Consider the following 19538-nt stretch of genomic DNA (forward strand, 5'->3'; position numbering starts at 1 on the left):
GGTCGCAAATATGGCGCTCAGCAGAGATCGCTCGAAGGCTAAGAAGTGTTTAGGTCTTCGACCGCGGCGTAATTTCCTGCTAGAAAATGCAACTTAACGGTGAATTATTGGCAAGCGGATCATTTGTCAAGGAAGTTCGGAAATAATTCGGATTACATTTCTCCAAAAATTTTTGACAACGTACAGACGGGTTCTGAATAAGCCTTTGATCCAGAGTATTAGCCTCACCGGGAAGACTGGATTGATCTCCATCTCACTCACAATGCCACCCTGTGGAAGTAGCTAATAGCTTTAATTTTCCGGGTGGGAAGGCAAGGCTTTTCGGGACACAGTATTGATCACTCCAATGGCGATTCGACGCGACACGAAGGCGGACAGGGCCGTTCCGAACCGGTGAGACGGAAGTAACTTAGTCGCTGCCATCCTCCCGCTGATGAATCCAGCTATCAGTCTAGCGACTAACCTCCCTCAAATACCCGAAAACAACGGGTTAAGAGTCGGCCTGATAGGCGGCTCGCAACAGCTGATACGAAGCATGGCGACATTGAACATTCACAACGCTGCTGCCAGTCCTTAACTCAACTTTTGGAGAGTGACGGCGTGCACTGTGCTCGCTGGGTGCCCGCGAGACTTGACCGGCACCTATTGGTGTTTTCTCGCGCCCTTCGACGCCAGATCGTGCTTGCGGCTGCCGCCGTTTCAGATCAACGACCGACCCCTCTCCCCCCTCACCTGCCCGGCCGCGCCAATGACCGCGCAATATCGATGATATCGTCACGGCCGGCAGTCGGATCCTCCCTGTTCCAGGCGACACCGAGCCCGATCTTGAAATCGATCCCCCTTACCTTCTTCAGTTCAAAGCCGCGGTTCGGCAGATCCTGCGTCCATTCCGGCACAAAGCCGATGCCAAGCCCGGCAGAGACCAGCGACACCAGCGAGAAGGTGTCGTCACAGGTGTAAGTGACATTGCCGGTCAGATCGTGCTCCTCGAACTTTTCGGCGAAATAGCGCTCGCTGTAGGAGAGGTTCTGACGGGAAAACGAGATGATCTTCTCGGAACGCAGATCCTGAAGATCGATCTCGCTCTTCAATGACAGCGGGCTCTCTTTGGCGACCGCCAGCAGATAGCGCTCATGGGCAATCGAGAAGAAGCGTAAGGAGCCGATATTCTCCACCGGCCGGATGAAGCCGAGGTTGATGCGGCCTGCCTCGATATGGCGGATGATGTCATCGGTGGTGCCGCTTTCGATATGCATGCGAATGTCGGGATACTTGCGGCCGATGCGCGACAGGAAGGACGGCAGCACACCGATCGTGGCGGGATAGACGGTACCGATCACAATCCTCCGCGCCGCCTTGCCGGCCACCGACCTCGCGATCTCCCTCGACAGATCGACTTCGCTCAGGATCCGAACCGATCGCTCATAGAACGCCGCCCCTGCCCTTGTCAGTTCCACCCGGCGTGTCGAGCGGATGAAGAGCTGCACGCCGAGTTCCTTCTCCAATGCCATGACCTGGTTCGACAGCGCCGGCTGGGCGATATGCACCTTGGCTGCGGCTCTGCCGAAATGCAGCTCCTCGGCCACCGCAACGAAATAGGATAGCTGGCGTAGTTCCATGCGTGCGCCTTCTGAACCATCAGCAGGATGCGGTCGGAAGAGCAGGCCCTGACCGTTTGTAGAGTATACTCCGTAGTTGGATACTCTACAAGCTGCTTGGCTCAGCTTATGGATATACGCGAAGCGTTTGCTCGGAATCTTAGGTTGCTTCGACAGGCCAAAGGCCTGTCCCAAGAAGAGCTTGCGCATCGAGCAGACCTCGACCGAACCTACATCAGTTCATTGGAGCGCAGCGTTTACAGCCCGACGATCGAAGTGGTAGATCGACTTGCCTCCGTCTTGGAAGTGGACGCAGTGGAGCTGCTGAAAAAATCCTAAGGATTGGATCAACGCGCAAGCGCGCCGACAGCCCAATGGGCGCCTTGAACCAGTTCGAACCGCCGACCCGTTGTTTTCCGGCATCAAGCTATAAGTCTAGCTAGTTGGCAAAGTGTCGGGCCATTCCTGCGCGCCATTAAGGACGAAGAATACGAACAGATGCCTCCGTTGCCGCGTATGCCACGACATACGGCGTGCCGTTGATTACAGTTCGCGCGTGCCAGCAATTCTGCCAACACGACCGCTCGCGGGAAAATCAGTCAGACGACGAGCGGCCGCGACTATCCGTTCATCGACAAGGATGTAAGCGACATTGTCGGTCAGATCGTGCTCCTCGAACTTTTCGGCGAAATAGCGTTCGCTGTAGGAGAGGTTCTGCCGGGAAAACGAGATGATCTTCTCGGAGCCCAGATCCGCAAGTTCGATCTCGCTCTTCAAGGACAGTGGGCTCTGCTTGGAAACTGCCAGCAGGTAGCGCTCATGGGCGATCGCGAAGAAGCGCAACGAGCCGATATTCTCCACCGGCCGGATGAAGCCGAGGTTGATGCGGCCTGCCTCGATATGGCGGATGATGTCATCGGTGGTGCCGCTTTCGATATGCATGCGGATGTCGGGATATTTGCGGCCGATGCGCGACAGGAAGGACGGCAGCACGCCGATCGTGGCGGGATAGACGGTGCCAATGGCAATTCTGCGCGCTGCCTTGCCGGCCACTGACCGGGCGACAGATCCGCTTGAGCAAAGCTTCCCGGATGGACATTAAAGGGAGGCGTTTCGGGGTTCCTCCTTCGATTGGAAAATTCGATCGCGTGATTCTCCTCGAAACTTGCAGGTAGGGAACGATCCGTAGGATCGTGCCCTTCTGCCAATATCTTCATGCGCTAAAAAGTTTGTTATCCCCTCTTGTTTTGCAAATGATACCGGTTACATTGCGATTTAGCTGCGGGGAGCAGCCAAAATCGGGGAGGATAAGATGACGGCTTTCAAAGCTTGCGCATTGGGATTTGTCGCGTCTATTGCACTGATGACGCCGGCACTCGCGCAGGAGGAACTATTGGTTTGGGTTGCTGGCGAACCCGGATCGACCAACGTCTATGACAAGCTTGCTGAGAGCTACAACTCGCAGCACCCGGGCGTGAATGTTTCAATCGTCAAGAACAGCTCGGATATCTTCAATCCTGCACTTGTCCCGGCGTTGTCGGCGGGTGAAGGTCCGGATCTCTTCACGTTTGGCACGGGCCCTGGACAGCCCGCATCCCTGATCCAAGGAGGTCTCGTCGCCGACCTGACCCCCTATTACAAGAAATTCGGCTGGGGAAAAAACATCTCGGAATCGATAGAGAATGTGACCTCGTCCAACGGCAAGCTATGGGCGGTCGGCAACGAGGTCGAGTCGACCGCCGTCTTCTATAACAAGGACATCTTCTCCAAAGCCGGGATCGAGATTCCCAAGAACTGGGAAAGCTTCGAAGCGGCGGTCAAGAAATTGAAAGATGCCGGCTACGACACTCCAATTGGCCTTGGCGGCGCAGACAAATGGCCGATTTCACATATCCAATCGATGCTCTTTGGACGATACGCCGGTCCGGACGGCATTGAGAAAGTGATTTTCGGCGATGGCTCATGGACGGATGAGCCGTTTCTGAAGGCGACCGAAAAACTTCAGAAGATGGCTGCAGACGGCTATTTCGGTCCCTATCCGGTCGGCACAGGTCAGGCCGAAACGCTCGACGCCTTCTGGGCTGGTCAGATCCCTATGATGTATACTGGCTCCTTTGTCATCGGCCAAGCGGTGCAATCGGCGGGGGATCGGCTATCCAGTTTCGGTGTCTTCCAGATGCCGCCATTGGAGGATGGGCAGAAGGTCTACCCCACCGAAGCAATCGGATCGGGCTGGTACATTCGAAAAACATCAAAAAAGCAGGATCAGGCGGCCGACTTCCTCAACTACATGTTCTTCAGTAAGGAAGGCCGAGTTACGCTCCTCAACGACGGCACCGTCCCGATTGGCCCTCTCGAAGAAGAGTCAATGGAAGCAAAGATTCCGTCGCTGCTCCAGGCCATGAACCAAAGCATTGGCGAGGTCAGGTCTAACGGAACCATCCCCGCCTACCTCGATACCATCATGCCGGCAAACGTCACGAACGTTACATATGACGGCCTGCAGGCATTGCTCCTGAATTCCATGACGCCGCGGCAGTTCGTGGAAGCGATCGAGAAGGAATGGGAAACCGCGAAGAAGGCGGGAAACATTCTCGCACCCGGCGGCATCAACAAGTAGGTCGCCCCACGCCGCTGTCCACCGACCCTCGTATCGATCGGTGGATGCCCTAATCACCTTCAAGGAAACTTCAGATGACTGCTTCGGCTGCGACCCTGGCAGGAGGAAGGCGTCGACCAGACTGGCTGACGCCGATGATCTTTCTGTTACCCGCTTGCATTCTCTACCTGGTCTTTTCATTCATGCCGACCCTATCGGTAATCCGCTACTCATTCACGAACTGGGACGGAATCAGCCCGGCGAAGACCTGGATCGGATTTCAAAATTATAGGCAACTCTTTTCCGATTCCATTTTCTGGGAGTCGTTCCGGAACACGTGCTGGTGGGCGGCTATCATCGTCGTCGTCAATGTCGGCTTTGGCCTGGTACTGGCGGCTTTATTGTCACGCGTTGGTCGAGGTCGCGCCCTCATCCAGACGGCCATCACAGTTCCGATTGTACTTGCACCGGTGACGGTGGCGGTGATCTGGCGCTGGATGTACCAGCCCTACGGCGTAATAAACGAACTCCTCCGCGACATCGGGCTCAACTCGATCGCGGCACCTTGGCTTGGATCGCCCGCCCTTGTCCTTCCTGCTCTCGCGTTGGCGCACTGCTGGTCGAGCATCGGCCTCAGCGTGATGATTTTTATTGCCGGCCTTCAGGCCGTAGACGAGGATCTTTACGATGCCGCCCGCATTGACGGCGCCAATCGATATCAGCTGTTCCGTTACGTCACGCTACCAGCGCTGAAGCCGATTACTGCGGTCGTCTTCATCCTTACACTCACCAGCGCCTTCAAGTCGTTCGACCTAGTCTGGTCGACGACACAGGGAGGGCCAATCAGATCGAGCGAGATCCTCGCGACCTACATGTATAAGCGCGGCGCCCTCCAAAATGAATATGGGTATGGTTCCGCCATCAGCGTTGCGCTTCTTCTGATCGTTACGGCCGTCACCGCGTTCTACATGAATTTCCAAGAGCGCAGGGAGCGTTGAGATGGGTCCCATCGTCCGCCTCCTCCTGGTCATTTTCGCCGCTTTGATGACTGCCCCATCGATTCTGACGGTCCTCGCATCCTTCAAGCGTGCATCGGAGCAGGGCCGTTCGGCCTGGCTTCCTCCTATGGATCCGACATTTGGCAACTTTATTCGGGTCTGGACCGCTGGCGGCTTCAGTCGCTACTTCCTCAACACTCTTGTAATATCGGTCGTGGACGCGATCGTTATGATCGTGCTTGCCTCCATGGTAGCCTACGCACTGCAATTCCTGAAGCTGAGGTACAAGACCGTGCTTGGCCTCTGGCTGCTGCTTGGCATGATGGTACCTGCCTCGGCGATCGTGTTGCCTCTCTACACCACAGTACGCACCTTCGGTCTTGTTAACACTCATCTGGGTGTCATCCTATGCGACGTCGCCCTTGCCCTTCCGGTGTTCGTTTTCCTTTTCGAATCCTACTTCAAGAAGATCCCGATGGCCCTTCATGAAGCCGCGAAGGTCGATGGTGCAAGTGAGTGGCAAATCTATCGAAGGATAGTGATGCCGGCGTCGACACCCGTCATCATCACGACCGCACTTCTTGAATTTGTCTGGAGCTGGAACGACCTCCTGCTGCGTCTCCTTCTGCTTCCGCAGGATTCCAATCGTACGCTGGCCGTCGGGTTGTTGTTCTTCCAGGGATCGCAAACACGCGACATCGCCGGCCTGTCGGCAGGTACGGTCATCATGGCCCTTCCTGTCGTGGCGCTCTTCCTCATTTTCCAGGGCCACTTCGTTCGAGGCATGACCCAAGGCGCAGTCAAATAGGAACCAACATGAAACCAACTCTCGTACTCGATCAATACTGGCGCCAGCTTGAAGAACTTTTCGCCCCTTCTGACTTTCGCAGACTGACTGAAGCCTGCGAGGTCATCGGAGGCACGAACTGGGCGATGCCGCAGGACATTCTCGACGCCAATCTGGAAAACATGCGCTTTCTCGTCGCGTCGCGTCCGTCGATGGACCGATCACGCCTTGAGCGCGCAAAGAACCTTCAGGCCATAATCGAGGTGTCCGGCACATTCGGCCGGGGCGTCGACTACGACGCCTGCTTCGAACGCGGAATCCACGTATTGAGCTGCGCCCCGGGCTTTCGAAATTCCGTCGCCGAAATGGCTCTTGGCATGATGATCGCTGGAGCCCGCGGCATCATTGAAGAACATCTGGCATTTCAAGCCGGATATGAGCATTGGTTGGCTGATAATCTTGCGACCGACTTTTCGCTTTATAATCAATCCGTCGGGTTTATCGGCTACGGACAAATCGCTCGTGAAGTGACCCGTCTGCTCCAGCCTTTCTCTCCGAAAGTCGCCGCTTATGATCCTTGGCTTGTCAACGAGAAGATTGCTGTTCCGGGCATCGAGCTCAAGGAACTGGACGATCTGATCGATACCAGCCGTTGTATCGTGGTTGCAGCGACGCCGACCGATCAAAACAAGGGTCTCATCGATGAACGCGCGATAAGGCGAATGAAACGCGGCACACTGGTCGTATTGATCAGTCGTGCTCATCTGGTCGATTTCGAGGCTCTTATGCAGGCGGCGCGCGACAAGCATATTCGCGTCGCCATCGACGTCTTCCCGAGTGAGCCGGTTGCAAGCGACCATCCGGTTCGAACCTTGCCGAATTCGATCCTGTCTCCCCATCGCGCGGCGGCCGTCTGGGGCGGACGGCATCTTATCGGTGAGATGGTAGTTGACGATATTGCGGCCATGCTTGCCGGAACGGAGCCGACGCGCCTTCAGAGAGCGCGGCCGGGATATGTCGAACACATCGTCGCTGCGCAAAAGCGCGCATAGGAGGAGAATATGGCAGCTCTTGCACTCGTCGATGTCGTCAAGACATACGGCGCCCATCCGGTCATTCACGGTGTGAATCTGACTGTCGGCGATGGCAAATTCGTCGTCTTTGTAGGTCCGTCGGGATGCGGTAAATCCACGCTCCTTCGGATGATTGCCGGCCTCGAAGAAATAAGCGCCGGGCAAGTGCTGATCGGCGGCCGGGTGGCTAACAACCTGTCGCCCAAGGAACGCAACATCGCGATGGTCTTCCAAAGCTATGCTTTGTACCCGCAGATGACGGTCGCTGAAAACATGGGTTTCAGCCTCACCTTGGAGAAGCGGCCAAAGTCGGAGGTCAGCGCCAAGGTCAATGAAGCCGCGGCAACTTTGAAGCTAACCGAACTATTGGACCGCCGTCCTTCTCAACTGTCGGGCGGGCAGCGCCAGCGCGTGGCCATCGGACGTGCGATCGTCAGAAACCCTCAAGTCTTCCTGCTGGACGAGCCCCTCTCCAATCTCGACGCGGCATTGCGATCCGAGACACGCGTCGAACTCAGCGAACTGCATCACCGGCTCGGCACTACGATGATCTACGTGACGCATGATCAGGTCGAAGCCATGACGATGGCCGATAAAATCGTTGTATTGAACAAGGGTAGGATCGAGCAGGTCGGGTCGCCGATGGACCTATACAATAGGCCCACCAATACATTCGTCGCTACCTTCATTGGGTCTCCGAAGATGAACCTTGTTGACGGCCCATGGGCTCAGCGGTTCGGCTCACAGACAATCGGCATCCGCCCGGAGCACATCATGGTCTCAAACAATGAACCTACCTGGAAAGGCACCGTTTCAGTGATAGAGAGATTAGGAAGCAACACGATCATGCACGTGAGAGTGCCCGGCATCGGTTCATTGGTTGCAAATTTGGACGGTCAAAGAGACTATGTCGTCGGCGAGGACATCGGCCTCAAGCCAGACGAGCAACATCTCCACTTCTTCGATGTGAGCGGAAGGAGAATGGAGGCAAGGTAAAGAGTGAGCACAGCTTGACTGAAATCGAGAATCGACGGCCAACTCTCCGGGACGTAGCCCGGATTGCGAACGTCTCAGTGGCGACCGTATCGCGGACTTTTGCCAAACCGGGTGAGGTGACGCCACAGACGAGGGACCGGATTCTCGCGATCGCGAGAGATGTCGGTTACCAATTCAACCAGTTAGCCGTCGATTTTCGAAGAGGATCCACGAGAACCATCGTTGTCCTCGTATCCGATATCAGCAACGCGTTCTTCGCGGATTTCTTCAAAGGGATCGAGGAGGAGGCAAGATCAAAGGACTACATTGTCCTGATGGGTGACACGGGCGGCGGCACGTGGACCGAAACAACCTATTTCGACATGATACGGAAGGGCCGGGCCGACGGGCTTATTCTGAACGTAGGCTACTTTCAGAGCATCGAGCCGGCCATCGGTATGAGGATGATAAGCTGCAATCCATTTCCGAACGCTGACCTGCCGACCGTAACGATAGACTTCGCCGAGGGGGGACGACTTGCAGCTGAGTGTCTTCTCGCAAGGGGACACAGGAGAATCGCTCAGCTTTGTGGTCCGCTGCGTTCCAGTGGCATCCTTCAGCGCCACAAGGGATTCAACGATGCCTTGGTCGCTGCTGGCGTGCTCCTCGACGATAATCTGGTCTTGAGCGAAGACCTGACAATGGAGTTCGGCATGCGCGCCGCAGAGGCAATCGCGCTGATGAGACCGAGGCCAACTGCGGTCTTCGCGCATAATGACGAGGTGGCGCTTGGAGTTTTGCATGGCCTTGGCAGGCTAGGTGTGAGGGTCCCTAAAGACATATCGGTCGTCGGTTTTGACGACATGCAATATTCGAAGGCCGTCACGCCCGCCTTGACGACAATTCGGCTGCCTAGACGAGGATGGGGACAGGCGGCCTGCCGCGCGCTCCTCGACATGATTGAACGCAATGAAGTCAAACCAGTGATGGTGACGATCACCCCGGAACTGGTGGAACGGGACAGCGTCGCAGACATCCGCTCCTGATCCGTCCGGATTATAAATTTTCAAGTGGACCGGCTCACCTGCCCGGTCGCGCCAATGATCTCGCAATATCGATGATGTCGTCGCGGCCGGCAGTCGGGTCTTCCCGGTTCCAGGCGACACCGAGCCCGATCTTGAAATCGATCCCCTTCACCTTCTTCAATTCAAACCCGCGGTTCGGCAGATCCTGCGTCCATTCCGGCACGAAGCCGATGCCAAGTCCGGCAGAGACCAGCGACACCAGCGAGAAGGTGTCGTCACAGGTGTAAGTGACATTGTCGGTCAGATCGTGCTCCTCGAACTTTTCGGCAAAATAGCGCTCGCTGTAGGAGAGGTTCTGGCGGGAAAACGAGATGATCTTCTCGGAGCGCAGATCCTCAAGATCGATCTCGCTCTTCAATGACAGCGGGCTCTCTTTGGCCACCGCCAGCAGGTAGCGCTCATGGGCAATCGAGAAGAAGCGCAGCGAGCCGATATTCTCCACCGGCCGGATGAAGCCGAGGTTGATGCGGCCTGCCTCGATATGGCGGATGATGTCATCGGTGGTGCCGCTTTCGATATGCATGCGGATATCGGGATATTTGCGGCCAATGCGCGACAGGAAGGATGGCAGCACGCCGATCGTGGCGGGATAGACGGTGCCGATGGCAATCCTCCTCGCCGCCTTGCCGGCCACCGATCTTGCGATCTCCCTCGACAGATCCACTTCACTCAGGATCCGCACCGATCGCTCATAGAACGCCGCCCCTGCCCTTGTCAGTTCCACCCGGCGTGTCGAGCGGAGGAACAGCTGCACGCCGAGTTCCTTCTCCAATGCCATCACCTGGTTCGACAGAGCCGGCTGGGCGATATGCACCTTGGCTGCGGCTCTGCCGAAATGCAGCTCCTCGGCCACCGCAACGAAATAGGATAGCTGGCGTAGTTCCATGCAATTCACTCCGATGGCGTCTAATGGGCACAAATCAGCAAACCGGGCGCAATACGCCCAGTTAACTCCAGGATCATTGATGGAACCATGAATACAGTGTATCTATAACAATACGAAGCGTACGTCAATACCCTGTATCGAAATAAATATGAGGTCTCCGTGAATCCTGCTCAAGCTAGAGCTGCACGTGCAATGTTGAAGCTTGGCGTCCGGGAGGTAGCCGAGTTGGCGAAGGTCACGGCCAATACGGTGAGCCGCGTCGAACAGGACGATATGGGGCCACGCGGTCCGCAGCCGGTAACGATTGAAGCGATCAAGCGAGTCTATCAGGAACGCGGCATCATATTTCTGGATGAGGGAGCTACGCCGAACGGTGGCAGAGGGGTGCGCCTCGCAGAGTAGCCGCCTCGGAGTACAACATGGCCGACGGACGAAAATAGAACCTGAAAACCCTTCAATTCCCCTTGTGACGCTCTTGAACGGATTCGAACCGCAAACGCGCTGCGCGAATAGCTATGCGCCTGTTAACGCTTAGCTTCTTTGTTCGCCATGGGGCTAGTTCCGTTAGATACGTTATGCGATCATTTTAGCCCAGAACGTGAACATCAGGGCAACAGCTAAATCCTGCGGATATGACCCGGAATAAAACGGACGCGCTCTAGCCGCGAAGGGCGAGCACATAAAGTCGCGGTAAGACGCTCTGGCCGTCCCCGCGGCTCATACCTTTGTAAGGACCAATCCGTAAAATAGGCCTTTGCCAGAGGCGCTAAGCTCCTGATTGCTCTGGATCGAGCCGCCGAACGCCGCCAGCAGCGCCTTAAGCACCAGTCCCTTCGCTTCGGCCGACGCGCCCCTCTTCATCTGGATCGAATAAGTCACGTCGGCGCGTATTGCCTGTTGGGTTTGGTAGGCCAATGATCTCGAGGAGAAATCCGTCAGTATCGCCTGGCAGTCGGGGCCGAGTGTGCTTCGAATATGATGAAGATCATCCAGGGCGAGTTGCTCGACGGTTACATCCGTCAGTTCTAGCGTGACCGAGTCGACGTAGTTCAGGCTGGCCCCGAGGCCCATCTTCGTCAGCGTTCCCGGATCGAGCGATAAGGAAGTGCTCAGCGAGCGCGAGGCGGTCTGCGTCGCTGCAGGGTCCACGATTGGTGGAGGAGCGTGCGTGAAGTCGGGGCGGCACAGATAGGTGAGTTTCAGGGGCAGAGAAAACCCCGTTCCCTTCGCGATCGTCACTAGCGAGCCCGGACCGAACGCCGTAGAGGGGAGTGCAACCGTGTCGTAGCCTAGGGCCGTGAGCGTCGAGTTGAGATCTGCCATCTCTCTGGCGTGTTGCTGTTCCGTGGTGTTGCACGAAGTCGCCGTCAAGCAGAGCAACAGAAGCATAGTGTAGCGTTTCATCTGTGAGTGTCCCGATCCTGATCATTTAAGTTCAACGGCAAGCTGTTCCCGCTAGGCTGTCCCGGTGGCGGGGTGCATGTTGTTCTCCTGCCAAACTCAGTTTTCGTTTATCGAGTAGCGCGGGCGCTCAATTTCCCGGTTGGATGCTGTCGTAGACCGTGCCCAGACGCAGCATTAATTGATGTCGGCGCTCGTGGCCGTAGCTTGCGAGCTCACTGGCGATACGTTTTCGTGGGTCGGCTTGGGTACCAGCCGCCTTGACTGCAGCATCCGCCGCGCCTTTCGAGGTGCTCCAGATTCGCGCGACGACAAACGCCTCGTTGGTCGGGTCCACGTTTTTCTCGAAGGCTAGGCGTTCGAGCGTCGGGTGCCACACTTTCCGCAGCCAGTAATCCACAATCCACTGCTGGACCTCTCTGTCTCGAAGCCCCGCGCGGGCCCAAGTGCGAAGGACCTGCCACCGTTCTGGATCAAGTTCGTTGGTCGGGTTGTGGTCATGGCAGTACTTCTGGCCACCCCACATAACGGCATCGTGCCGGAAGGGCTCCCCATTCAAATCGGTCATGATCACGGCAGAACGTCCTGAGCATGGTCCGCCTCTGGCTCTAACCGAGTCGTATCGGAAGCTCTGTCGAAACTGCTTCAGGTCGCCCGCTGAGGCCGGAACGCGTTGCACTATCTCATCGAAAAGATCTTGTGCCATGCCCGTGTCGAGGTGCGGCAGTCCGAGTCCGCCAAGCGCGTAGCTCATCACATGCTTGCCGACAGTGATGTCTTTCGGCCCCGCCCAATCTCGCCCAGCGGGATCCTTCGGCGCGGGGCCGTCCCATGCGACACCCCATTCGGCAACAGATATCGCTAATGTCAGCTCACCTAAGGCATCAGTCGCGTCGGCGATGGCCGCATCCGCCGTGTTGCACTCGGACGGGCGGTCCCGCACCGCACACGTGGCGGCCATGTCGTGAGCGGTGCGGCGCGCCAACTTGTATGCCCGTATCACCTCGACAACGGCTGCGCCGGGTAGACGCTCATTCTTTCCGTTATCGTCGGCGTTGTCAGACCAGCCCTGTTCGAGCACTGTCTTGAAAACTTGATTCTTCAAAGGCGAGTTCGCGAGCGCTGGTGCCGGCGACGCAGAAACGAGGATAAACGAAAGAAGACATCGGGACGCAACCCTGGCGTTGCGCAGTGGACCGTACCAGATGGACGACGCAGTTTCGCGAGACAAATGCATGGATTCCCTCCCGGTCTGCATTCGAGATAAGGGCAACTGCGCGAATTTGCGCGCGACTGGCGTAGGACTCCCAGCCACACTGCGTACCAACAACGCCGTCCAATCCACGTCGACCATTTCTCGTTTCTACAAAGGCCGCAATTCATTCGGACTGCTTGCAGCGGCATCCAGTCGTTCGACTTGGCCCCCCAAGCTGCCAAAGTAGCAATTACAACAGCAGGCAATATCAGTCCCCATTATGCATGTCATCTTCTAGGGAACGCCAGATGGATAAACATTCACGCGTGCTCAAATATAAGAATTACACGTTTATATATATCTGTAAATAGGAACTATTATTCTATACATTGCGAGATAAATACATAGAGGTAGGTGAATGGTTCGCGCCGCACCCTCGTCGAATACCATATCGATAGTGAGGCTTACATTCCTGCTGCGCCTGAGCTGCAGCCGGCGAAAGCTTTTGCCGCAGAGCAAGTCCACCCACGCGGTGGAGTAGCGCGCTCCGAGCCGTAATGAGGGAAGGCGTCGTCTTCGGCGAGCTCGACGAGTGAGTCGCTGGCTCGCCGGCCCGGCGCCAGAGATCGTCTGCAGAGGCAAAAGGATCGTCCGCCCGCGAGGGCCGACGCGCTGATTTCAATCCGGAACATCAGAATAGGGTCGCAGTGTTCCCGAGCGCCTCAAGCCGCAATATGCCATCGTGCGAGCCGCTGTCACTCAATCATCGTCCTTATCATTAATCGAGCGATTGCGACCCTGTCGAGTTACCGATACGTCGATTTTTTTTGTTCCACCCGTGAGCCTTTGCATGAGAAATGAGGGAGTTTGCTTGAGGTTGGTCACTACATCGAATGAGCATGCGAAGATGCCTTCTTCGTCGACCTTCGTTGAGATTAGATCAAGGCTCTCGGTAATGTCTGTAAGCTGTGCGACGATATAGTCGGTCTCATCGGAGCTAGACTTGACCTTGATGCGAAACGCGGATGTGTCCGTGACGCCAAATCCGGCCTTGGCCAGGACATACAGCACGACCAACGCAACTATGCAGCCACCAACCCCTGAAACAGTACTTCCGCTGCCGATCGCGATCCCTGCGGTGATTGCGAGAAAAAGAAACGTGAGTTCTCTGGTATCTCGTACCACGGTACGGAACCGAATAAGACCGAGCATGCCCACCAAGGCGAATGCGATCGCCATCGAACTTGACGAAGCGTTCGAGACGATCCGAGAGATGACGGTGCAAAGGATGACCGTTAGGACGCAAGTCTGCACGAAGGTGAAGGAGTAGGTAAATCCTCTATGCAGACGCCAGTAAACGGCTCCAATGGCAAGGCCCATCGCGGTGGCGACAAGCATTTCATTAAGCCAATCGAAAAACGCCCCCATTGCCACTGCCGATCAACCACATTTCGCGGAAACGACGTCCAACCACCCAGGAGTTTTGGCGCCCGCCGTCTTGGCGACGATCCGAACGCAGGCGCCGGTCTGCAAGACGCCGAATGTTCCGTAAGTCACGCCAGGGCCGGCACGAAGATAAATCTCTGAGTCCGCCTTCAGGATCTGTCCGGGTTGTAAGCTATCGAATGAGGGTAGAGGTCCGGATGACATCTTGGCAGGATGCAACTGGTTCGCCTTTGTAAGCCAGCCATCCGGACCGACCTCGTAAAAGACGGATGAGCGGAAATTCTTGATCGCCCGATCGATCGAAGCGTTTAGCGTGGGGTCCTTCACTCGCTGTTTTACGCCGAGGAGAATATCCTTGGAAGCCGACTCCGCCGATTTCCAGCCATCCTTCATATTCGCGAGGGCTTCAGCGATACCAACTTGATACCGGTAGGTCCCGGTCGTGGTACCGCGAATCAGCTGAGCGACCAGCGTGCCATCATCATCCTGAAGTACCTTCGCCAACTCCACGCGAGCACCGCGTCGGGTTTTTGTATCGTCCGATTGGAGATCGAGAACAATCTTATGCACTTTGTCGGCGATCTCGGCCTGTATAGGGGCCGGAGTGGCGGCGACGGAAAGCTGATTGGGATCGACAGAGATGACCTGATTGTTGGTAGCATTGACGACGATCACTTGGTCGGCCTTTTCGTCCTTGACCGCAACCGTCGCCCTAAGCCTCCACAGCGCCGAGTCTTCATTGGACCGGAACCTCACGCTACCAGTTCGCTTATCGGCGGAAAGGCCGGGGCCCTCGATAAGTTCGGGATATTGTTTACATCCATCGACGCAAGTGAGCTCAAGATCGTCGAAAAGAGCTGCCGGAGGAAGCTCCTCCGGAACTGATATGGAAATCGAGTACTCGTTCCCGTTGCTGCAGTTCTCGTTGCAGGCACCCTTTTTCGTGCTGACAAGCTTCTCGACCTGGTAACGTTGAGCTTTTCTTCCGTTTCCATCTGCGCTTACAAAGATCGGAGAAAACGTAACCGCGGCTGTTTCGGTCTTAGCTGGCACGGTCAGCGGTGTTGCCTTGGACGGGAGCTTGAACAAAAACTTGCCGCTCTTGAAATCGGGATCGTCCAGCGTGCCGGACGAAGGCGTTTGACTTTCCGATGCGTTGTTCGCGAGGAAAACATTTAACTCGTCGGCCGTCACGTATCCGTCGTGATTGGAATCGGCCTCATCGCTCTGGCCCAGAATTGCACTCATCAGAAGTTTTAGGAACCGGCTTTGACTGGGAACCTCCTGATCTTCGCTACCGGCTGTTAAAAAGACCCGCACTGGCGACTGAGCTGAATCGGAATAGATGTAGTCGGGCGCGACATTATTGTCCCCGTTCTCGCCCTTGCTCTCGAAGATTGCTCCACCGAAACAGGCGTCGAAGACGAACAGGGCATGCTTGACCTCCAGCCATCTTGCCCATTCGAGGAATTGGCTGCTGGGAAGCGCAGTTGAGAGAAAGTCGGGATCATTCGATTTCAGGGGGGCGTCGATCGGGAGGATGTAGCCAATTTTCCTGGGGACGTTCTTGAAGGTGACTGTGCGCGTTGCTCCATGAGCACTCACATAGACGAAAACCCGCGCCTTCCGGTCGCCGGCGACTTTACGAATGAAACAGTCAATGGTTTGCGAAAAATCCCCGCTGTCGAGATCGAGGTATAGGGAGACGTCGAAAAATTGGCTTTCCAGTGCGGCCTTGAGCGAATCGAGCTCGCCCGGGACGTTATCCAACCGGTTCTGCTTGTACTTGGACTCGCCGATTAACAAGGCATAGCTGTGGTCGTAGATCGTGAATTTCAGCCCATCCTTGTCTGGAATAGACAGATCCACGGGGTTCGGAGGGGACCTCGTGACCTTGTCGGGAGCTCTGCAGGTTTCTGCTGCTGCTTGGCTCGCTGCAACCAATATGCACCACGCCAAAGCGATACAGAAAGCATGAAAACGTTGCATGCCAACCTCCACATCGCTGATGTAGATTGATCGAAGCTTATCGCGCGCAAATACCGATCCTATCGGTTTGCAATACCAAACGGATGAAAGCCTAACATCACTGACAAATCAATGGTTTTCCCTAGTCGCATGAAATATTTATACGAGGAAATTAATTCCTCTTTACTATCGATATAGTTGTATTATAGTTCAATGAAAATCACAAAAATAAAGCGAAATAGATCTCTATCAACCGGTTCAGAAGAGCTGCGATTCAGCGATCGCGGAGGCGTGCCTAAAACGATTTAAATCTCGGAGGGAAGCATGATCAGACGGTCGCGACTGAAACTTGCCCTGATTATTGTATCCTTTTTTACTGCAACTGCTCCATTTCACTGCCTTCTGGCGGAGGAGACCAGGACTGAAAGCAGTTGGACAGATCTTCCCGACGACCAATCGGAAGACGCCTCCAGAGCGAAGCTATTCGCAGAGTACGAGATCCCTGCCTACAACCCAAACGCCCCGGAAACGAAGAATGAGACATTGGCGATCCCGCCAGATTTCGCGTTCCCGAGAGACGCGAGAACAGACCGTCTGAAAGACAATAAGCCTCGGGCGAACAGCATTTTCGGCATCGACATCAGCCACTACACGAGCCCCGATCTCGACATGACCCTTCTGAAACAGAAGGACGTCAAATTCATATATATTAAAGCAACCCAAGGCGTCTTGTCGAAGGACAAACTGTTCAAGAAGTTCTGGGCGGATGCTGGGAATTTGCCTGCGAGTATCGCGGTTCCTCGCGGAGCCTATCATTTTCTCTCGTCTGCCTCTGACGCCTCTGGCGAGGAGCAAGCAAACGCGTTTGTCGACTACCTCAATCTCCATGGTGGCCTTAAAACTGGAGATCTCCCGCCCGTCGTCGATCTCGAATGGGATGTTTCAAAGACCAATCCTGACCGCTGGGTAGGCCATTCAGCCGATGAAATCATTGCAAAGACACTGGATTGCCTCAAGCAGATTGAGGCTCGCACTGGCCGGCGCCCGATCATTTACACCGCGAAGGCCTGGTTCTCTTCCAAAACCATTCCTTTGTCACGAGTCGGTGAGTTTAAAGACTATCCGATCTGGATTGCAGACTATAATCCCAAGCGAAAATTCGACGAAACGCCTGCCGTCCTCCCCGGCTCAACCACAGTGATTTGGCAATTTACCGATCGTGCCAAGATCCCGGGATTATCGACGGCGGGCTTTGACAGTTCGATTTTCTACGGCTCGGACGCGAAGTTCCGCGAGACGTTCGGTGTTAACTGACGATGCGGCCCACACCCGCACTCTTGCTGAAGCTTTGTGCCGCCACGGTGGTCGGACTTTTTCTCGCGTATTCTACAGATGCGATGGCCGCAAATTGTCCGAAGTCTCTGGCGAACACCCCCTATTGCGACAAGTTTATCGTCTACAAGCCTCCGGGGTCGCCAGTCGACAAGCGGATAAAGGCCTATATCCGGAACGACAGCAGCGATCTCGATGTCAGAAGCTTCGCTTTCCTGGTGTCGGTTTCCCAATATCCGAGCTTTTCGGACCCGAACGAGCGCGTCCTGAAATCTGTGCAATCAGACCTGCCGAACATCACGGAGTTTCTGAAGACCCAGGACTTCGATGAGGTCATCGTCCTCAAGGACGAGGAAGCAACGAAGGATGCGATCAACTTCTTTCTGGAACAGTATTTCCTGCCCCAGGTGACGGATTACCATCGTCGGGCGCGCTTCCTCTTCATGTACGATGGCCATGGTGCGGAAGGACAGTCTCAGAATGACGCTGGTGCGCTGGCTCTGGCTCTGACAACAGGCGATGCAGATATGGATCCGTCGCATAGCTACTCGCTGGATGATCTGCAGAGCCGCCTTCGGAAAATATCCAACCAAGCCTATCATACCCTCGCCCTTATCGGCTCCTGCTACTCAGGCGGAATTTTCCCGATCATCACCAGCAAGGGCGCGAACTTCAGTTATCCGAGAGAGCCCGGCTCGCACGCTGTTACTGCGGCGAAGGCTCACGAGCTTGCACGCGGGGCACCCGATGGTAAGGGGACCGTATTTTTCGAAGAACTCCTGAATGCGATCAACAAGAGTGCAATCGATCCAAACGGAGCCCAGTTCATATCCGCTCAAGCAGGTCCACCTCAAAAGGTCTTGGGCACGACCATTGTTCGTCTGGGGCAGGTCGTGGAAGCAATGGACATGGCGTTGGAGGATCTTGAGATTCCCGACACCAATCCGACCGAATATGGTCCACAGCTGCGTGTGGGGTCCTTAGTATCCGATGATTCCTTCAATGGTGCCTTCTTCTTCCTTGCCCCGGTGGAAGCAGAGAAGCAGGCGAGCACAAAAGGGGACGAGCTGCCGCCGCAAGAACTGGATTTCCAGACCACCGGGTCGGCGATCATCGGGCAACCCAGTGTCAAAGTTTTCTCGCTGCCGGAAGACTACTTGATAAGGGGTGCAGATTTCAGCTCGTTTGATGGAATTCCGGATATCGACGCCGCCGCAAAAAGTGGCATGCTCAAGTTTCTTTATGAGCGGGCAAGCGTCGGCTCGGATCAAAGAGACGACCGTTTTTCGCGGTATCGTGCTGATGCGAACAAGGCCGAACTGCCGTTCGGGGCAATCCATGTGTTTGACTGCAGCCCGGCTGAAAGTCAGATAAAGAACCTCCTTGACGTCGCTCCGCCCGACAAGGCTTTGCTGCCGGTAGCCATCGATCTCGAATGGTACAAGGTGACAGGGTCACCAACCCTCGACGCGTGCGCAACTGACCGTGATGGCGTGCGGGCCAATCTGAAGGATCTCTTGGGTCGCGTGCAAGAAGCTTACGGAAAACAACCACTCATCTATGCATCCCGGCAGGGGATTGGCGACGTCCTGCAATCTGATTTCAGCCAATATCCTCTCTGGTATGCGGAGAGGACACACGACGATGCACCTGGCTATCCCGGCGACAATCCCTGGACGATCTGGCAAATCACCAAACAGGGGAAGATCGACGGGTTCGAGAAGCCGATCGACTACAATGTCTTCTTCGGAAACCAAGCACAATTCACTGCTTTCGCCGCGACTGGCCAGAATGCTGGGCGGGAAGCTGCCATATCGCCGGAAAAGAAGTGAGACAGATATGTTCAAGGTCTCTGCCGGTGCCATCGCAATCTGGTTTTGCCTGGCCGGACAAGGCCACGCGGCCAGTTGCGAGGCGATCATAGCTAAGCAGGTAACTCAAGCAAGCTCGGGGACGAACCCCCGAGCGGGCTTGGAGAAATACTTGATACGGATGCTTTCCAAACCCCGATACTTTGAAGACGGAAAGTGCGCTGGTCCCGCAACAGACCTAAAGCTCTACCCAGGGATTCCTTACCACGATTGTAGATACGAGAACGGCTGTAGGGCGACAATCTGGATGAGATCAGCGCGACAATCTGGATGAGATTCTGGTGTCGCGATCGTCGGCGACGGTATCATCGTGATTGTCGCTGG

At 55.6% G+C, this 19538-nt stretch carries 16 protein-coding genes and 2 pseudogenes; 10 read left to right on the plus strand and 8 right to left on the minus strand.

Going from position 1 to position 19538, the window contains the following annotated elements:
* Positions 1 to 728 precede the first annotated feature (728 nt).
* Positions 729 to 1619 carry a LysR family transcriptional regulator gene (locus EV281_RS27245; RefSeq protein ID WP_132657513.1) on the minus strand — a complete coding sequence of 297 codons (891 nt, stop codon included), beginning with the start codon at positions 1617 to 1619 and terminating at the stop codon, positions 729 to 731.
* Between the two features lie 108 nt (positions 1620 to 1727).
* On the opposite strand from EV281_RS27245, the gene EV281_RS27250 reads away from it, so the two are divergent.
* On the plus strand, positions 1728 to 1937 hold the full coding sequence (locus EV281_RS27250) for a helix-turn-helix transcriptional regulator (protein WP_132657515.1): 210 nt from the start codon (positions 1728 to 1730) through the stop codon (positions 1935 to 1937).
* Between the two features lie 96 nt (positions 1938 to 2033).
* Here the strand turns inward: EV281_RS27250 and EV281_RS31865 are convergent.
* Both EV281_RS31865 and EV281_RS27255 read right to left on the minus strand, forming a co-directional pair.
* A pseudogene (locus EV281_RS31865) lies at positions 2034 to 2246 on the minus strand (type II toxin-antitoxin system RelE/ParE family toxin); the annotation flags it as partial.
* A pseudogene (locus tag EV281_RS27255) lies at positions 2241 to 2663 on the minus strand (LysR family substrate-binding domain-containing protein); the annotation flags it as partial. The pseudogenes EV281_RS27255 and EV281_RS31865, both read right to left, overlap by 6 nt.
* Positions 2664 to 2910: 247 nt before the next feature.
* Between EV281_RS27255 and EV281_RS27260 the strand changes: the two are divergent.
* From EV281_RS27260 to EV281_RS27285, 6 genes are all read left to right on the plus strand, one after another.
* Positions 2911 to 4218: an extracellular solute-binding protein gene (locus EV281_RS27260; RefSeq protein ID WP_132657517.1), complete on the plus strand. Its 1308-nt coding sequence runs from the start codon at positions 2911 to 2913 to the stop codon at positions 4216 to 4218.
* Positions 4219 to 4292: 74 nt separating this feature from the next.
* Positions 4293 to 5195 (plus strand): sugar ABC transporter permease, encoded by a 903-nt coding sequence (locus EV281_RS27265; protein WP_207896900.1) that lies wholly within the window; start codon positions 4293 to 4295, stop codon positions 5193 to 5195.
* 214 nt (positions 5196 to 5409) lie between these two features.
* Positions 5410 to 6003, plus strand: a complete 594-nt coding sequence (locus tag EV281_RS27270) for a carbohydrate ABC transporter permease (protein WP_207896901.1) — start codon at positions 5410 to 5412, stop codon at positions 6001 to 6003.
* An 8-nt stretch (positions 6004 to 6011) separates the two neighbouring features.
* A complete protein-coding gene (locus EV281_RS27275; RefSeq protein WP_132657520.1) occupies positions 6012 to 7034 on the plus strand; it encodes an NAD(P)-dependent oxidoreductase in 1023 nt (340 codons plus the stop codon).
* A 9-nt stretch (positions 7035 to 7043) separates the two neighbouring features.
* Positions 7044 to 8051 (plus strand): ATP-binding cassette domain-containing protein, encoded by a 1008-nt coding sequence (locus EV281_RS27280; protein ID WP_132657522.1) that lies wholly within the window; start codon positions 7044 to 7046, stop codon positions 8049 to 8051.
* A 14-nt stretch (positions 8052 to 8065) separates the two neighbouring features.
* The gene (locus tag EV281_RS27285) at positions 8066 to 9076 is read left to right on the plus strand and encodes a LacI family DNA-binding transcriptional regulator (protein WP_132657524.1); all 1011 of its coding nucleotides are present in this window, start codon (positions 8066 to 8068) and stop codon (positions 9074 to 9076) included.
* 34 nt (positions 9077 to 9110) lie between these two features.
* Here EV281_RS27285 and EV281_RS27290 read toward each other — a convergent pair whose 3' ends face one another.
* Positions 9111 to 10001 (minus strand): LysR family transcriptional regulator, encoded by an 891-nt coding sequence (locus EV281_RS27290; RefSeq protein WP_132657525.1) that lies wholly within the window; start codon positions 9999 to 10001, stop codon positions 9111 to 9113.
* A 225-nt stretch (positions 10002 to 10226) separates the two neighbouring features.
* Between EV281_RS27290 and EV281_RS27295 the strand changes: the two genes are divergently transcribed.
* A complete protein-coding gene (locus EV281_RS27295) occupies positions 10227 to 10403 on the plus strand; it encodes an XRE family transcriptional regulator (protein ID WP_245508372.1) in 177 nt (58 codons plus the stop codon).
* Between the two features lie 315 nt (positions 10404 to 10718).
* Here the strand turns inward: EV281_RS27295 and EV281_RS27300 are convergent, their stop codons facing one another.
* The 4 genes from EV281_RS27300 to EV281_RS27315 all read right to left on the minus strand — a co-directional run bounded on the left by EV281_RS27300 (position 10719) and on the right by EV281_RS27315 (position 16032).
* On the minus strand, positions 10719 to 11405 hold the full coding sequence (locus tag EV281_RS27300; RefSeq protein WP_132657529.1) for a hypothetical protein: 687 nt from the start codon (positions 11403 to 11405) through the stop codon (positions 10719 to 10721).
* Between the two features lie 127 nt (positions 11406 to 11532).
* The gene (locus EV281_RS27305) at positions 11533 to 12639 is read right to left on the minus strand and encodes a hypothetical protein (protein ID WP_132657531.1); all 1107 of its coding nucleotides are present in this window, start codon (positions 12637 to 12639) and stop codon (positions 11533 to 11535) included.
* A 717-nt stretch (positions 12640 to 13356) separates the two neighbouring features.
* Positions 13357 to 14025, minus strand: a complete 669-nt coding sequence (locus EV281_RS27310; RefSeq protein WP_132657532.1) for a DUF4956 domain-containing protein — start codon at positions 14023 to 14025, stop codon at positions 13357 to 13359.
* Between the two features lie 12 nt (positions 14026 to 14037).
* Positions 14038 to 16032, minus strand: coding sequence for a caspase family protein (locus EV281_RS27315; protein WP_132657534.1), 1995 nt, complete (start codon positions 16030 to 16032; stop codon positions 14038 to 14040).
* 303 nt (positions 16033 to 16335) lie between these two features.
* On the opposite strand from EV281_RS27315, the gene EV281_RS27320 reads away from it, so the two are divergent.
* Both EV281_RS27320 and EV281_RS27325 read left to right on the plus strand, forming a co-directional pair.
* The gene (locus tag EV281_RS27320; RefSeq protein ID WP_132657536.1) at positions 16336 to 17325 is read left to right on the plus strand and encodes a GH25 family lysozyme; all 990 of its coding nucleotides are present in this window, start codon (positions 16336 to 16338) and stop codon (positions 17323 to 17325) included.
* Between the two features lie 2 nt (positions 17326 to 17327).
* Positions 17328 to 19175: a GH25 family lysozyme gene (locus tag EV281_RS27325; RefSeq protein WP_132657538.1), complete on the plus strand. Its 1848-nt coding sequence runs from the start codon at positions 17328 to 17330 to the stop codon at positions 19173 to 19175.
* The last annotated feature ends 363 nt before the right edge of the window (positions 19176 to 19538 follow it).

The sequence above is a fragment of the Rhizobium sp. BK418 genome, assembly GCF_004341105.1.
Taxonomy (GTDB): Bacteria; Pseudomonadota; Alphaproteobacteria; order Rhizobiales; family Rhizobiaceae; genus Rhizobium.

Excerpts from the sequence above, each read along its gene's own strand:
- EV281_RS27300 (WP_132657529.1), bottom strand. The coding sequence starts at position 11,405 with ATGAAACGCTACACTATGCTTCTGTTGCTCTGCTTGACGGCGACTTCG.
- EV281_RS27250 (WP_132657515.1), top strand. The coding sequence starts at position 1,728 with ATGGATATACGCGAAGCGTTTGCTCGGAATCTTAGGTTGCTTCGACAG.
- EV281_RS27315 (WP_132657534.1), bottom strand. The coding sequence starts at position 16,032 with ATGCAACGTTTTCATGCTTTCTGTATCGCTTTGGCGTGGTGCATATTG.
- EV281_RS27305 (WP_132657531.1), bottom strand. The coding sequence starts at position 12,639 with ATGCATTTGTCTCGCGAAACTGCGTCGTCCATCTGGTACGGTCCACTG.
- EV281_RS27245 (WP_132657513.1), bottom strand. The coding sequence starts at position 1,619 with ATGGAACTACGCCAGCTATCCTATTTCGTTGCGGTGGCCGAGGAGCTG.
- EV281_RS27320 (WP_132657536.1), top strand. The coding sequence starts at position 16,336 with ATGATCAGACGGTCGCGACTGAAACTTGCCCTGATTATTGTATCCTTT.
- EV281_RS27280 (WP_132657522.1), top strand. The coding sequence starts at position 7,044 with ATGGCAGCTCTTGCACTCGTCGATGTCGTCAAGACATACGGCGCCCAT.
- EV281_RS27260 (WP_132657517.1), top strand. The coding sequence starts at position 2,911 with ATGACGGCTTTCAAAGCTTGCGCATTGGGATTTGTCGCGTCTATTGCA.
- EV281_RS27325 (WP_132657538.1), top strand. The coding sequence starts at position 17,328 with ATGCGGCCCACACCCGCACTCTTGCTGAAGCTTTGTGCCGCCACGGTG.
- EV281_RS27310 (WP_132657532.1), bottom strand. The coding sequence starts at position 14,025 with ATGGGGGCGTTTTTCGATTGGCTTAATGAAATGCTTGTCGCCACCGCG.
- EV281_RS27275 (WP_132657520.1), top strand. The coding sequence starts at position 6,012 with ATGAAACCAACTCTCGTACTCGATCAATACTGGCGCCAGCTTGAAGAA.
- EV281_RS27290 (WP_132657525.1), bottom strand. The coding sequence starts at position 10,001 with ATGGAACTACGCCAGCTATCCTATTTCGTTGCGGTGGCCGAGGAGCTG.
- EV281_RS27265 (WP_207896900.1), top strand. The coding sequence starts at position 4,293 with ATGACTGCTTCGGCTGCGACCCTGGCAGGAGGAAGGCGTCGACCAGAC.